Origin of the sequence: Streptomyces sp. NBC_01304 (genome assembly GCF_035975855.1) — a bacterium.
GTDB lineage: Bacteria > Actinomycetota > Actinomycetes > Streptomycetales > Streptomycetaceae > Streptomyces.
Genome location: NZ_CP109055.1, coordinates 6639352 through 6653771 on the forward strand (window position 1 = coordinate 6639352; position 14420 = coordinate 6653771).

The 14420-nt window shown below is 70.3% G+C and carries 10 protein-coding genes; 2 read left to right on the forward strand and 8 right to left on the reverse strand.

The window, feature by feature from the left end:
• Window positions 1-4 precede the first annotated feature (4 nt).
• Window positions 5-1090, reverse strand: coding sequence for an acyltransferase family protein (locus tag OG430_RS29545; protein ID WP_327355663.1), 1086 nt, complete (start codon window positions 1088-1090; stop codon window positions 5-7).
• 252 nt (window positions 1091-1342) lie between these two features.
• On the opposite strand from OG430_RS29545, the gene OG430_RS29550 reads away from it, so the two are divergent.
• Window positions 1343-3619, forward strand: a complete 2277-nt coding sequence (locus OG430_RS29550; RefSeq protein ID WP_327355664.1) for a bifunctional glycosyltransferase/CDP-glycerol:glycerophosphate glycerophosphotransferase — start codon at window positions 1343-1345, stop codon at window positions 3617-3619.
• Window positions 3620-3661: 42 nt separating this feature from the next.
• Here OG430_RS29550 and OG430_RS29555 read toward each other — a convergent pair whose 3' ends face one another.
• The 5 genes from OG430_RS29555 to OG430_RS29575 form a co-directional block, all read right to left on the reverse strand.
• On the reverse strand, window positions 3662-5338 hold the full coding sequence (locus OG430_RS29555; RefSeq protein ID WP_327355665.1) for a glycosyltransferase family 2 protein: 1677 nt from the start codon (window positions 5336-5338) through the stop codon (window positions 3662-3664).
• Window positions 5335-7587, reverse strand: a complete 2253-nt coding sequence (locus OG430_RS29560) for a CDP-glycerol glycerophosphotransferase family protein (RefSeq protein ID WP_327355666.1) — start codon at window positions 7585-7587, stop codon at window positions 5335-5337. Before OG430_RS29560 ends, OG430_RS29555 begins: the two co-directional genes overlap by 4 nt.
• Before the next feature lie 122 nt (window positions 7588-7709).
• The gene (locus tag OG430_RS29565) at window positions 7710-8834 is read right to left on the reverse strand and encodes an alpha/beta hydrolase (RefSeq protein ID WP_327355667.1); all 1125 of its coding nucleotides are present in this window, start codon (window positions 8832-8834) and stop codon (window positions 7710-7712) included.
• A 155-nt stretch (window positions 8835-8989) separates the two neighbouring features.
• Window positions 8990-9787 (reverse strand): ABC transporter ATP-binding protein, encoded by a 798-nt coding sequence (locus OG430_RS29570; protein ID WP_327359266.1) that lies wholly within the window; start codon window positions 9785-9787, stop codon window positions 8990-8992.
• A gap of 7 nt (window positions 9788-9794) precedes the next feature.
• Window positions 9795-10775: an ABC transporter permease gene (locus OG430_RS29575; protein ID WP_442816571.1), complete on the reverse strand. Its 981-nt coding sequence runs from the start codon at window positions 10773-10775 to the stop codon at window positions 9795-9797.
• A 142-nt stretch (window positions 10776-10917) separates the two neighbouring features.
• Between OG430_RS29575 and OG430_RS29580 the strand changes: the two genes are divergently transcribed.
• The gene (locus OG430_RS29580; protein WP_327355668.1) at window positions 10918-11547 is read left to right on the forward strand and encodes a TetR/AcrR family transcriptional regulator; all 630 of its coding nucleotides are present in this window, start codon (window positions 10918-10920) and stop codon (window positions 11545-11547) included.
• Between the two features lie 159 nt (window positions 11548-11706).
• Here the strand turns inward: OG430_RS29580 and galE are convergent, their stop codons facing one another.
• Both galE and OG430_RS29590 read right to left on the reverse strand, forming a co-directional pair.
• Complete coding sequence (gene galE, locus OG430_RS29585; RefSeq protein ID WP_327355669.1) at window positions 11707-12690, reverse strand: UDP-glucose 4-epimerase GalE; 984 nt, start codon at window positions 12688-12690, stop codon at window positions 11707-11709.
• 64 nt (window positions 12691-12754) lie between these two features.
• Window positions 12755-14371: a glycosyltransferase family 2 protein gene (locus tag OG430_RS29590; RefSeq protein ID WP_442816572.1), complete on the reverse strand. Its 1617-nt coding sequence runs from the start codon at window positions 14369-14371 to the stop codon at window positions 12755-12757.
• Window positions 14372-14420 lie beyond the last annotated feature (49 nt).

Below are 14420 nucleotides of genomic sequence, written 5' to 3' on the forward strand. Positions count from 1 at the left end.
CGCGCTAGCGGAAAGCCTTGCGCAGCGCCTTTGAGCCGGGCCGTTCCACGAACCGGTGGATCAGCCAGCCGACCGCGACCATCCCCGCCATCACGCCGGGCAGCACCACCCACGCCGGTGCCGCGTCGTGCCAGGCGCGCAGCGCGGTGGTGCCGATCGCCTGGTGGACCAGGTACAGCGGATACGAGATGGCCCCCGCCACGGAGAGCCAGCGCCAGTCGATCCGGTCGAGCAGACCGAGCGCGACGGCCGCCATCAGGGCGTAGCAGCCGGTGAGCACCGTCACGCAGACCGTCCAGGACAGTTGGTGCTGCCCGGTGCTGTAGTTCTGCGCCGTGTCGACGAGATTGTGCTGGGCGAACAGCCAGTTGACGCCGAGCAGCGCCCACGGCTGGCGCGAGCGCGGCCCGTCCCGGCGGATCAAGTAGAACGCGATCCCGGAGATGAACAGCGGGGCGTACCCCGGATTGGCCAGCGTGCTCAGCAGCGGGATGCCGGAATCGCCGGCGAGCACCACCGCGGCGGTCCACACCCAGCAGAAGGCGAGCACCCGCCGTGAGTTCACCCCGAGCCAGGCCACCACCGCGAACAGCAGGTAGAAGCGCAGCTCCGCCCAGAGCGTCCAGTACGAGTGGTCGACCTCGGCGACGCCCAGCGGGTCCTGCACCATCGTCAGATTGGTGAGGATCGTGCTCACGGTGGGCCGGTCGCCGTCCACGGGAAGACCGGGGACCAGCAGCACGGCACCGGTGAGCAGCACACAGAACCAGTACGCGGGAAAGAGCCGCACGACCCGGCTGCGCACGAAGTCCCGCAGGGTCTTGCCCCAGGTGGACATGCAGATGACGAATCCGCTGATCAGGAAGAAGAGTTCGACGCCGAGCCATGAGTAGGGCGCGATCGCCCCGAGCACACCGAATCGCGTACCGCCCCATATGTCCGGGCTCGCGAAGTGGTAGAGCATCACCATCAGCGCGGCGAGCAGTCGCAGTCCGTCCAGGACCCTGAGCCGGCCGCCGGCCGTCGCCTGGCGCGGCACGGGGGTAGACCGGGCGGGGTGGGGCGGGGCGGCGAGGGAGGGCTGGGGCATGGTGACTCTCCGGGCGGCAGGCTGACGGGGCGGTGCACGGATTCCCTCGCCCGCGCGAACGGCTCACCACGCTAACACGGCCTTTTTCAGGGTTTTTCGGCATTGGCATGCCGCCGAACCCGAAGCGCGAGGCAGGGGTCTTTGGTCCCGGCGGATAGGGACCTTTGGGGAGAACGGGCTACAACTTCCCTACGTAAAGTCCAAGTAAGTGCATCTACGTCCGAAGTGTCGCCGCCGGGAGGCTCCCTCTTCATGCCCCGCTTCAGCATCGTCGTACCCGTGTTCAAGGTGCAGGGCTACCTGCGCGAGTGCCTCGACTCCGTGCTCGGTCAGTCCTTCCGGGACATCGAGGTCATCGCGGTCGACGACTGCTCGCCGGATGCGTGTGGGGCGATCATCGACGAGTACGCGGCGCGGGACTCGCGAGTGGTCCCGGTGCACCTGGCGGAGAACGGCGGACTCGGCCGCGCCCGCAACGCCGGGCTCACCCACGCCACCGGCGAGTACGTGCTGTTCCTCGACAGCGACGACACCTACACCCCCGGACTGCTCCAGGCCCTCGCCGACCGGCTCGACGCGTCCGGCGACCTGGACATCCTGGTCTTCGATCACGTACGCACGTACTGGTGGGGCAACGGCGGCCAGAGCGATGCCGCGCACCTGCTCGAGAAGGCGGGCACGGACAGCTTCCGGATCGAGGACGCCCCGGAGTATCTGAACCTCTTCCTGGTCGCCTGGAACAAGGCGTTCCGCCGCGAGTTCTTCCTGGAGCAGGGCCTCCAGTACGCGCCCGGTCTGTACGAGGACGCGCCCGTCACCTACGAGGCGATGGTCACCGCCGAGCGCATCGGCTGCCTCAACCGGGTGGGCGTGGAGTACCGCCAGCGGCGGCAGGGCGCGATCACCAAGACTCCCGGCCGCAAGCACTTCGACATCTTCCGCCAGTACGAGGGCCTGTTCGCCTTCATCGAGGCCCGGCCGGAGCTGGCCTGGGCGCAGCCGCTGCTCTTCGAGCGGGCCCTGGACCACATACTCTTCGCGCTGGTCCGCCCGGAAAGGGTGATGCCGGCCGACCGCAAGGAGTTCTTCGCCCGGGCCGTCACGTTCTACGGGCGCCACCTCCCCGCCGGTTTCACACCGGACGAGGGGGACGAGCTGGGCCGCGTCCGGCTGCTCGCACGCGGCAACTACCGCGCTTTCCAGGCCAATGAACTCCTGCGCCAGTCCGCGAAGTCGGGCCTGAAGAAGGTCACGACGTCGAGGAACAAGCTGGGCAAGCGTGCCTACCAGAGCTTCTACGCGCTGCAGCGCCGCCGCCCGCTCGACGAGAACCTCGCGGTCTACTCCGCGTACTGGAACCGTCTGCCCTCCTGCAATCCACTCGCGATCTACCAGGAGGCCAAGGAGCTGGCCCCCGGTGTGCACGGCGTGTGGGTGGTCAAGAAGGCGCTCGCCGACCAGGTGCCGGCCGGCATCGACTTCGTGGTCCCCGGCTCCCGGCGCTACTGGGAGGTGATGGCGCGCGCCAAGTACTTCGTCAACAACGTCAACTTCCCCGACAACATCGTCAAGCGCCCTGGCCAGGTCCACCTGCAGACCCACCACGGCACCCCGCTCAAGCGCATGGGCATCGACCAGAAGCGCTTCCCGGCCTCTGCCAAGGGCATGAGCTTCGCCCGGCTCCTGGCGCGCGCCGACCGCTGGGACTTCAGCGTCTCCGCGAACCAGCACACGACCGAGAACTGGGAGCGCGTCTACCCGAGCGCCTTCGAGTCCGTCGACGCCGGCTACCCGCGCAATGACGCCTACTACCGCACCGATGCCGAGGGCGTGGCAGCCATCCGGGAGAAGTTGGGCATCGCGCCCGGCAAGACCGTGCTCCTGTACGCGCCCACGCACCGTGACTACCGGGCCGACTGGACCCCCAGTCTGGACCTCGCCCGCCTCGGCGCCGCGCTCGGTGACGACTATGTGATCCTGGCGCGCACCCACTACTTCTACGGCCAGGACCGGCAGTTGGAGCAGCTCGCGGCGCAGGGCGCGCTCGTCGACGTCTCCCAGTACCCGGTCGTCGAAGAGCTCTGCCTCGCCGCGGACGCGTTGATCGCGGACTACTCGTCGATCATGTTCGACTACGCCAACCTGGACCGCCCGATCGTCACCTACGCGGACGACTGGGATGTCTACGCCGAATCCCGCGGCGTCACCTTCGACCTCCTCTCCGGCAACCCCGGCGACACCCCGGGCGTCGTCGCCACCACCGAGGACGAGCTCATCGAGGCCTTCCGCAACGGCAGTTGGCGCGGGGAGGCCGCCGCCGGGCTGCGGGCCGCGTTCCGGGAGCGGTTCTGCCAGTACGACGACGGGCGTGCCGCCGAGCGTGTGGTGCGCCGGGTCCTGCTCGGGCAGGAGATGGGTCCCGCCGTGCTGCCCCTGGCCGACCGCACTCCGGCACCCGCACCGGGCCCGGACGGGCTCGGCCTTCTGCCGGGGCCCCGTGGGGTGCAGGACGTGCTGCTCGCGGGCTGAGCCGGGCCGGGCGCGGAGTGGGTCCGCGCCCGACCGGGGGCGTCAGCGGGCCAGTACCGCCCGCAGCCCACGAGCCCGCACCGCCAGCGGCCGGACCCGGGCCAGTACGCCTTCCGGAACCCAACGCACCTGCAGGCGACCGGAGTTGCGGCCCTCGGGCTCGACCGTCACTCGATGGGTGAGCCCGTGCCGCGGCCGCAGTGACGCGGTGAGCGGTGTGAAGGTGAGCGGCGCGAGCAGCAGCCCCGTGTTGCGCTGCCGGTTCTCCTCCAGCTCGAGCACCGGGTGCCGCGTCCCGTCGAAGCCCTGCACCGGCAGCTGCGCGGCGGCCAGGTCGAGCCGGACCCGGCCCTCGTAGACGCCCGGCCGCACCACGTCGAGGCGGAACCGCCAGGTGTGCCGGCGCCCGCCCGGTGCGAGGTGGACGGCGGCCGCGTGCGGGCCGACCGCGAGCCTGAGTCCCGGGTCGTAGGTGCGGATGTCCAGGTCGATCGTGGCGCCCGGCCCCTTGGTCACCTGGGTGATCTCGTGCCGGAACTGGGCCGCCGGGAACGGCCGGGTGTCCAGATCCAGTTCGGTCAGGTCGAGTTCCGCCTTGGTCTGCTCGGTGACCGGCACGCGGTCGCCCCAGTACACCCGGCCCGTCTCGTCCGCGGTGGTCTGCCGGGGTGCGACCCCGTGGCCCATGCCGCGCGCGGCCACCTGGGCGTCGGCGAGCCGGCCGTCGCGCAGCAGCTGGATCACCACGCGCTCGGAGCGCGGCAGCCGGGCGAGCGCGGAGGGCGCCACGTCGTCGAGGTACGGCACGACGGCCCCGGCGAACTGCCGCAGCCACTCCTCGTCGCGGAACGGCAGGTCGCCCGCGTACATCCGGAAGTCGTGCTTGAGGAACTTGTAGTCCTTGTCGGCGCGCAGGCCCGCATGGCCGGACGAGACCAGGAAGTCGTCGATCAAGGTCTGGACGTGGATCCGGTCCCGTACGTTGCTGATCTTGTGCCGCTGGTTGGAGATGGAGGCCGCACCTGCGGCGGCGTACGGCTCGATGTACCAGCGGTAGACCGGCTTGGGGACGATGGTGAAGGCCCTGGCCAGGCAGTACGCCTGGGCCGAGAACAGCTGGTCCTCGTAGTGGATGCCCTCCGGGAAGCGCAGCTCGTGCCGGTCCAGGAAGGCCTTGGTGTACATCTTCGACGTGGAGAGGTGCTCGAAGAGCAGGCGCGGCTCGGCCTCGATGCCCTGCACCGTGCGCCGCTCGGCGACCAGGTCGGGCATCCAGGTGGAGCGGGCGCCGGTGTCGACGCGGACGCGCTCGACCTGGCCCATGGCGAAGTCTACGTCCTGCTCCCGGTGGGCGGCGAGCAGCAACTCGACGGCGTCGGGCGGGAGTTCGTCGTCGCTGTCGAGGAACATCAGGTACGGGGCGCGGGCGATCTCCATCGCGCGGTTGCGCGGGGCGCTGCAGCCGCCGCTGTTCTCGGGGAGGCGGAGATAGCGGACCCGCTCGTCCCCGGACTCCAACTGCCGCGCGACTTCGGGGGTGTTGTCCGTCGAGTGGTCGTCGCTGATGATGATCTCGATATTGGCGTGCGTCTGCGCGCGCAGCGAGGCGACCGCGCGCGGCAGCCGCTCGGCGTCATTGAAGACGATCACCGTGACGGTGACGTCCGGGCCCTTGGTGGTGTCCGCGGCCGTCGTGGGGGATATCGCTGAAGTGCTCATCGGGCGGCGGCCTCTTCCGGGGTCGGTGCGGGGGTACGGTCCTCGACCGGGATGATCTGCGGGAGGGCTTCGGGGCGCTCGCCCAGGAAGACCCGGCGGACCACCCGGTCGGCGGCGAAACCGTCGTCGAACTCGCAGAAGCGTCGCCGGAAGTCGGCCCGCAGCTTGGCGGCCGCCTCGTCGCGCCACATCTGCGAGCCGAGCAGCTGCGTCAACTCGTCCTGGCTGAAGGCGACATGGCCGGGCGGTTGGTCGGCCACCAGGTCGAAGTAGACGCCTCGGGTCTTGGCGTACATCTCCCAGTCGTCGGCGAAGATGACGATCGGGCGGTCCAGGTTGGCGTAGTCGAACATGATCGAGGAGTAGTCCGCGATCAGCGCGTCGGCGGCCAGGCACAGGTCCTCGACCGGGTCGTACGCCGAGACGTCGATGACCCGCCCCGTCTTGCGCAGCCGCGCCAGCGGCGATGCCGCGCCGCCGTAGAAGTAGTGGCCTCGCACCAGGATCACGGTGTCCTCACCGAGCGCCTCGCTGAGCGCGGCGAGGTCCAGGCGCGGGGTCCAGCCGGCCTCGTAGTCGCGGTGCGTGGGCGCGTAGAGCAGGGCCCGCTTGCCGGGGGCGATGCCGAGGCGGGCGCGTACGGCGCGTACTTCTTCCGCGCCCGCCCGGTAGAAGACGTCGTTGCGCGGATAGCCGTAGTCGAGCGAGGTGTAGTGCGACGGGTAGGCGTGCTCCCACATCCGCGTGGAGTGGCTGTTCGCGGAGAGGCTGTAGTCCCAGCGGTCCACCCTTGCGAGCAGGCTGCGGAAGTTGAGGCCCTTGGAGGCCGCGGGGAAGTCCAGCTGGTCCAGGCCCATCCGCTTGAGCGGGGTGCCGTGGTGGGTCTGCAGGTAGGTCTGGTCGGGCCGCTTCACCATGGCATTGGGGAAGTTGACGTTGTTGACCAGGAACTTCGCGGTCCCCATCACTTCGAGGTAGCGGCGGCTGCCGGGCACCACGAAGTCGGTGCCGGGCGGCAGGAGCGGCACCCGGTCCTGGGCGACGACCCACACCGGGTGGATCTCGGGGGCCAGTTCGCCGAGCCGTGCTGCGATGGCGGCCGGGTTGCAGGCCACCCCGCGGTCCCAGTACGCGGAGAACACGGCGAGCTCGCGGTCGACGGGCTGCTCGAGCGCCTTGCCGTAGCGGTGCTTGCGGACCGCCGCGCCGACCTTGCGCTTCTTGGCGCCGAGCTTGGACTGCAGGCCGCGGCGCTTGGCGTTGGCGGTGTTCAGGGCCTTGTAGCCCGTGTACTGGTCGCGGTCGAGCAGATTCCGTCGTACGCCGGCCAGGCCGCCCGGCGTCTGATACCCGTCGGGCCGGTAGCGGCGGGCGTGCTCGGCGGCGCGGTGGAAGTAGTCCGGGGCGATGGCCGCGGGCAGCAGGCCGGGGCGGGCGATGGTGCGCAGATAGTCCTCGACCATGAGGTCGTAGAGCGCGATGCGTACGGCCTTCGGGCTGCTCTCGGCGAGCTCCTGCAGGCGCTCGTACGTCGCGAACACCGCGAAGTGCTGCTCGGCGGAGAGCGGGGGCAGGCTGGCCCGGCGCAGCCGGCGGTGGTGGAGGGCGACCTTGTCGAGGCAGCCGATGCGGTCGGCGAGCAGCAGGGTCGCGTAGGCCGGGTGGCGCTCGTCGGCCGGGGCGTTCGGGGCGGGCGGCAGGTCCGAGGTCAGCAGGTCGGCGTGGGCGCGGGCGAAGTCGGCGCGCAGCACACGGTTGCCGAGCAGGGGTGCGGCCGTCAGGAGCTCGGGGCGGGCGGCCAGTCGGGTGACGGCGTGGCCGGCCTTCGCCATGAGCGCGGTGTCGCCGCTGGGGCGGGCCGGGTCCCACCAGTGGACCTGGACGTGGTCGAAGAGCAGCACGTCCAGGTCGCCGTCGGCGGTCGCGGCTTCGTCCAGGCGGGCGACGATCGAGGCCACGGCGTCGGCCGGGAGGCCGTCCTTGCTCTGCAGGAAGTGCAGATACAGGCCCGTGGCCCGGTCCAGGGCGGCGCGGCGGGCGGCGGCCGGGGAGGTGCCCTCGGGCAGGGCGAGGGGTATGAAGCGCGGGTCGCGGGCGGCGTGCGCGGCCGCCAGCTCACCGGCGGCTTCGTCGGCGGTGGCGACGAGCACCTCGAGACCGGTGTCCGGCTGCGCGGCGATGCTGTCCAGACACTCGTACAGATGGCCCTGAATGTCCGGGCCGGACACGATCACGCTGAGGTGGGGCATGGGGCAGGTCGTCCTTATCCGGTCAGCAGTCGTCGGTCGGGTGGCGGCACAGTCAGCAGTGGTCGGTCGGGGTCGGTCACCGTGTGCAGCTTTATGTGACTTTTGAGTCTATAAGGCAAGAATTAAGGCGACTTCTTAGGGTCCAGCTGCTTGCCCAGCCACACCAGGGTTCCGGGCACCTCGCGCTTCCAGGTGTTGAAGTTGTGGCCGCCCTCGTCGAGGAGCATCCGGTACATCCGCAGCGGGCCAGGCTTGGTCGCGGCCAGGAACTTCAGCGTGTGGCCGTAGTCGTACTCGCCCTTGCGGCTGCTGGTGGCCAGCAGCGAGACCGGCGGCTGCGGCAGGTGCTCCATGCGCCACATCAGGTCGTTCTCCTGCTGCAGCTTCTTGTTGCCCTGGAAGAGGTCCCCGGTGGTGTCGTCGGTCTTGGCCGAGAAATAGGGGGAGAGCCCGGCGCCCGCCGAGAACACGTCGGGGTGCATCAGCGGCAGCTTCAGTGCGCAGTAGCCCCCGGTCGAGTAGCCGGTGACGACCCAGTGCTCGGGCCCGGTCTGGACCCGGTACTCGGAGGTCACCGCCTTGGGCAGGTCCTTCGCGAAGTACGTCTCGACCTGCGGTCCGCCCGGCACGTTCACGCACTCGGTGTCCCGGGGCGGGGTCACCGCCGAGCGGATGAAGACCATCACCGCGGGCGGCATCTTCTTCTTGCGGGCCTTGTCCCGGGCGGTCTCGGCGAACTTGAGCTCGTTGATCATTCCGTCGACGGTGCCGGGATAGCCGGTGATCGCCAGGATGACCGGGAACTTCTTGTGCCGGTCGCCCTTCTGGAAGTACTGGGGCGGCAGATAGACCTTCGCGGTCGCGGCGATCCGGGTGGACTCGCCCAGGATCTTCACGGTGTCGATCCGCCCGGCGATCCCCGGCGCCTTGCTCCCGGCACCCCCCAGCGGCTGGCTCGCGGACTGCTGAACCAGCTTGCCGCCGGGACCCACCTCCTGGACGACGCCCTCGCCCTGCTGCGTGCCGAAGAGGTCGTCCCAGGAGGCGTAGAACTCGAACTTGTCGTTCACGTACAGCAGCACCACGGACAGTACGGCCACCTGGGTGCAGACGAGCAGTGCCAGCCGGCCCAGCCAGGCGCGCACGGTCGTACGGGAGAACCGTGGCCACAGCCACATGGTGAGCACGAACAGCGCCACCGCCACGAGTATGGCGAGCAGCAGCAGCTTCTTGCTGGTGAGACCCATGGTGTGTCCTTGCTGGCGGCGGCGGAGGAGGTACCCCGACAACAAGAGGCTAAATGTCCCGATTGGGTTCTACGACTCAGAGTGATCCCCGTCGCTGTCCCGTCGCCCGCCCGTCGCCGGCCCGCCGGTGAGCCGTTCACCGGCCGGTTCGTCGGCTACTTGCCGGTGAACCGCTCGTACGCCTCCAGGACCTCGCCCGTCGGGCCGTCCATCCGCAGCACTCCGCCCTCCAGCCACAGGACCCGGTCGCAGGTGTCCGCGATCGACTTGTTGTTGTGGCTGACCAGGAAGACCGTGCCGGCCTGCTGGCGCAGCTCCCGGATCCGCTCCTCGGATCGCTTCTGGAAGCGCCGGTCGCCGGTGGCCAGGGCCTCGTCGATCAGGAGTACGTCGTGGTCCTTGGCGGCGCCGATGGAGAAGCGGAGCCTGGCGCGCATGCCGGAGGAGTAGGTCCGCATGGGCAGTGAGATGAAGTCGCCCTTCTCGTTGATCCCGGAGAAGTCGACGATGTCGTCGTAGCGCTCCTTGACCTGCTCGCGGCTCATGCCCATGGCGAGGCAGCCGAGCGTGACATTGCGTTCGCCGGTCAGGTCGTCCATCAGGGCGGCGTTGACGCCCATCAGGGAGGGCTGGCCGTCGGTGTAGATCCGGCCCCTCTCGCAGGGCAGCAGCCCCGCGACGGCCCGCAGCAGGGTCGACTTGCCGGAGCCGTTGGTGCCGATGAGGCCGATGGCCTCACCCTTGAAGGCGGTGAAGGAGACGCCCTTGACGGCGTGCACCTCGCGGATGCCGGGACGCTCCTTGCGGCTGATGATCCGGGTCAGCGCGGAGGTGGCGCTGCCGCGGCCCGAGCCGGTGCCGATGATCCGGTAGACGATGTCGACGTTCTCGGCGATGACGGTGGGGGTCAGCGGGCCGCCGCCGGCCCGTACCGGGTGGGTGTCCGGCTTGATCAGGGTGTCAGCCACGGCCGTAGGTCTCCTCTGCCTTCCAGAAGTAGATGAACCCGCCCACGCCGACCAGTAGCGCCCACCCGATGGCCCAGGCCCACACGTGGTGCGGCAGCTGGCTCTTGTGGAAGCTGTCGATCACGGCGAAACGCATCAGGTCGATATAGACGGCGGCCGGATTGCACTCGAGCGCCACATGGACGGCGTGCGGGACGTTGTGGCCCTTGAGGACGTTCGAGAGCGCGAACATCACGCCGGACATGTACATCCAGGTCCGCAGCACGAACGGCATCAGCTGTGCGATGTCCGGGGTCTTCGCGCACATCCTGGCCATGATCATCGCGAGCCCCGCGTTGAACACGAACTGCAGCACCAGGGTGGGCAGTACGAGGAGCCAGGAGGTCGAGAGCGGCAGTCCGAAGCCGAGGATGATCACGGCCAGGGCGACCATCGAGAACAGCAGCTGCTGCAGCTGCTGCAGACAGAACGAGATCGGCAGTGCGGCCCGCGGGAAGTGCAGCGCCCGCACCAGGCCCAGGTTTCCGGCGATGGCCCGGGTCCCGGCGATCACCGAGGACTGCGTGAAGGTGAACACGAAGACGCCGGTGACCAGGAACGGGATGTAGTCGTCGATGCCTCGCTTCGCGTTCATCAGGACGCCGAAGATGAGGTAGTAGACGCCCGCGTTGAGCAGCGGCGTCATGACCTGCCAGATCTGGCCGAGCTTCGCCTCGCTGTACTGCGAGGTCAGCTTGGCGGTGGCGAAGGCGGTGATGAAGTGCCGGCGCCGCCAGAGCTGCTTGGCGTACGTGGACAGCGGGGGGCGGGCGTTGCTGATGGCCAGGCCGTACTGCTCGGCGAGTTCGGTGGCGGAGCGGGCCGCGGGTCCTGTCCACGCTTCGTGAGGCGCCGTTTCGTGCGGCGCCGCTTCATGAAGTGTCGCTTCGTGAGGTGTCGCTTTACGCGGTGGGGCGTCGAGGAGCTGACTCACTGATCGGCCTGGCCTTCCGCGGGGGAGTGTGTCCTGATGTGGCGGCACACGTCGGGACGGACCCGTTGCGTCGCTACGTCGAGAGTAAGCAGAAGTGACGTCGGGACGCAACCGTATCGTCGTCACGCCTTATGCTGTCCTCATGACTGACCCCGCCGACGCCCCCCGATCCACCCCGTCCGCCCGGCGCAGAGCCCCTGCCGGGGCCGCCGTCCTGCGCGAGGACAAGACCGAGGCGATCCGCGCTGCGGTCTTCGCGGAGCTGGCCGCGGTGGGCTACGCCCGGATGTCCATGGAGGGCATCGCGCGCCGCGCGGGCGTGGGAAAGACGGCGGTCTACCGGCGCTGGCGATCCAAGCTGCACCTGGTCCTGGACCTGGTCTCGGCGCTCGCGGTGCAGGGGCTGCCGGCGCCGGACACGGGGTCGCTCGAGGGGGATCTGCGACTGTTGTACGAAGTCTCCGCGCGGGCCCTGCGGCATCCCGTGGCGAGCCAGATCATCCCGGACCTGCAGGCGGAGGCCGCGCGTAACCCGGAGATCCGGGAGCCGCTGCAGAAAGCTTTGCGCGAGAGCCAGTACGGAGTCGCCCATGGCATCGTCCAGGCTGCCATCGGGCGGGGGGAGCTCCGCCCGGGGCTGGACGAGGAGTTGGCACTCGATCTGATTTCGGGGCCGCTGTACTGGCGGTCGTTGGTGGTGCGGGTTCCCTTGCCGGGAGGGTATTTGGGGGCCTTGGCGGGGGCTACCGCGGCCGGGCTGCGGGCTCTTTGAGCGGGCTCAGGAGCAGGTGTCGGGCCGCGCCTGACCTTCGGTGCGGCCGGGCAGGGCGAGCGGGCCGGGCGGGCCGAGCGGGAGGCGGCGCAGCGGCCCTTTGCGGCGGAAACGGAAGCGCCGGGCCCGTTACGGGCCCGGCCACCGCCGGCGTCGAAGTCAGCTCCGAGCCGCCTCCGGATGCAGCCGAACCCACCCCGCCCAAGCCGAAGTGACCATCGCCCGCACGTCGTGCTTGGCCGACCAGCCCAGCTCCGTCGCGATGCGCTCCGCGGACGCGACCACCCGGGCCGGGTCGCCGGCGCGGCGCGGTGTCACCTCCGGGGCGATGTCGTACGCCGAGACCTCATTGATGAGGTCGACCATCTCGCGCACCGAAACCCCCTCGCCCCGCCCGATGTTGAGCGTCAGATCGGTCCCGGCCTCGGCCGCGGCGAGCTTGCGGGCGGTGGCCACATGGGCGTCCGCCAGGTCGGCCACGTGGATGTAGTCGCGGACGCAGGTGCCGTCCGGGGTGGGGTAGTCGTCGCCGAAGATGCGGGGGGCCGCGCCCTCGGTGAGCTTCTCGAAGACCATCGGGACGACGTTGAAGACGCCGGTGTCCGCGAGTTCGGGCGCCGCCGCCCCCGCCACGTTGAAGTAGCGGAGCGACGCCGTGGACAGGCCGTGCGCCCGGCCGACCGCGCGCACCAGCCACTCGCCGGCCAGCTTCGTCTCGCCGTACGGGCTCATCGGCGCGCAGGGCGTGTCCTCGGTGACGAGGTCGATGTCGGGCATGCCGTACACCGAGGCGGAGGAGGAGAAGACGAAGGAGCCGACGCCCGCAGCGGCGACCGCTGCGAGCAGGACGCGCAGGCCCTCGATGTTCTCGTGGTAGTAGTGCAGCGGCAGTTCGACGGACTCGCCGACCTGCTTCTTGCCCGCCAGATGCACGACGCCCGTGATGCCGTGTTCGGCGATCGTGCGGTCGAGCAGTTCGCGGTCGAGGACGGATCCCCGCACCAGGGGCACGCCCGCGGGGACGCGCTCGGCGACCCCGGTCGACAGGTCGTCGTACACGACGGCCTGCTCGCCGGCCTCGGTCATGGCGCGGACGACGTGCGCCCCGATGTAGCCGGCGCCGCCGGTGATCAGCCAGGTCATGGATTCGCTCTCTGTTGTGCGGGTTGTCTGTCGGTCAACGTGCGGGGTCGGGGGCCGGGTTCCGTCAGCCCGGGCCGAACAGCCGCTTCAGCCGCCCCCGGACCACCCCGCCCGCCGCCCGCACCCCGGGTGCGACCCGCACTGCGAGGTTCGCCGCCGTGGTGGCGTACGGGCGGACGAGCAGGACGCCGCGGCGCCGGTGCGGCAGGATACGGGGGCGCAGTCCGGGCGCGCCCGCCGTCGCCTGCCCGGTCGTGTCGCGGGTGGTGCCGTCGGCGAAGCGGAGCCGGATGCGCAGGTCCCAGACGCCGCGGTCGAGCGCGGCCAGGTCGAGCAGCACGTCGGCGGTCCAGCTCGCGGTGCCCCCGGAACCCTGTGCGGGCGCCCACGCCGCGGTCCGCCGCAGTCCGCACCGGCCGCCGTTGCGTGCGCGCAGCTCCACGTCCACGTACGTCGGTTCCGCAGCCGCCACCCGGCCGTACAGCTCGTGCAGCCGGAGGGACAGAACGGAGGCACGCGCGCGTGGCCGCAGTTCCGCGTCGACCGCGAGGGGCAGCAGGCGCATGGGGCGTACGAGGAGGTGTTCGAGGGTGACCTGGGGGAGGTCGGCCGACCAGACCGGGGTGCCGGAGCCGGTGCGCGGGTAGGGCGGCGTGAGGCGGGCGGGGCGGGCCGCGACCTGCTGCAGGCGGGGCAGGTCGACGGGGTCGGGCGAGGCCATGACGACCCGGCCGATGACCCGGCCGGGGGCCGGGGCCAGCTCGAAGTCGGCCGTGTCGAAGGTGCGCAGATAGGCCCGGGTGAGGTCCCACCACTCGCGCCGGTACTCGGGGCTGCGGGCGCCCAGCTCCTTGGTGTACATGCGCAGGCCGTGGTCGAGGAACTTGGCGCGGGCCGCCCTGGCGAGGCGCTTCTCGCCGGCGCCCAGAAGGATGTCGACGACCTGGCGGTGGGCCTCCATCCGGGCCTTCCAGTTGGCGATGCCGGACCGGTCGAGGGAGATGGAGAGCTTGGCGGCGGACCGGCGGACGTGCCAGCGGTAGACGGTGTTCGAGATCAGGGCGATCCGGGGCGCGGCGGCGAGGACGCGCGCGGTGAAGACGAAGTCTTCGTAGATGAACCGGCCCTCGGGGAAGCGGATCGCGTGCGCGCGCAGGAAGTCCGTCTCGTACAGCTTGTTCACGCAGAGGGTGTCGTGGACGAGGCGGGGCCGGTCCTGCGGACGCTCGACGATGGCAGGCACGTCGTACAGCTCGGGCTGCCAGGCCACCTCGCGCCCCGACGGCAGCTCCACGCGCACGCACAGGCCGGCGGTGACCTCCGTGCGGTGCTCGGTGGCGGCGGTGAGCAGCGCGTCCACCGCTCCGGGCGGCAGCAGATCGTCGCTGTCCAGGAACATCACATACGGCGACGCACAGGCGTCGATGCCGTCGTTGCGGGGACTGCCGCAACCGCCGCTGTTGGTGTCCCGCAGGACGACCTTCAGGCGGGGTTCGTCGGCGGCCAGGCGCCGCAGGATTTCGGGGCTCTCGTCGTCGGAGCAGTCATCGACCGCGATCACCTCGCGGACGGCGGGGCCCTGGGCGAGGGCTGAGCGCACCGCGTCAGCCACATGGGCCGCGTCGTTGTAACCGATCACGACGACGCAGACCTGGGACGACCGGGGCGGCAGGCTATTCACGGGTAAATATTAACGATTGCCAGTTATTGGGCAGTAAAGGGATGGCTGG

What these genes read in the sequence shown, in the direction of transcription:
- OG430_RS29580 (WP_327355668.1), top strand. Translation starts at nt 10,918, where the DNA reads ATGACTGACCCCGCCGACGCCCCCCGATCCACCCCGTCCGCCCGGCGC.
- galE (WP_327355669.1), bottom strand. Translation starts at nt 12,690, where the DNA reads ATGACCTGGCTGATCACCGGCGGCGCCGGCTACATCGGGGCGCACGTC.
- OG430_RS29545 (WP_327355663.1), bottom strand. Translation starts at nt 1,090, where the DNA reads ATGCCCCAGCCCTCCCTCGCCGCCCCGCCCCACCCCGCCCGGTCTACC.
- OG430_RS29555 (WP_327355665.1), bottom strand. Translation starts at nt 5,338, where the DNA reads ATGAGCACTTCAGCGATATCCCCCACGACGGCCGCGGACACCACCAAG.
- OG430_RS29550 (WP_327355664.1), top strand. Translation starts at nt 1,343, where the DNA reads ATGCCCCGCTTCAGCATCGTCGTACCCGTGTTCAAGGTGCAGGGCTAC.
- OG430_RS29565 (WP_327355667.1), bottom strand. Translation starts at nt 8,834, where the DNA reads ATGGGTCTCACCAGCAAGAAGCTGCTGCTGCTCGCCATACTCGTGGCG.
- OG430_RS29560 (WP_327355666.1), bottom strand. Translation starts at nt 7,587, where the DNA reads ATGCCCCACCTCAGCGTGATCGTGTCCGGCCCGGACATTCAGGGCCAT.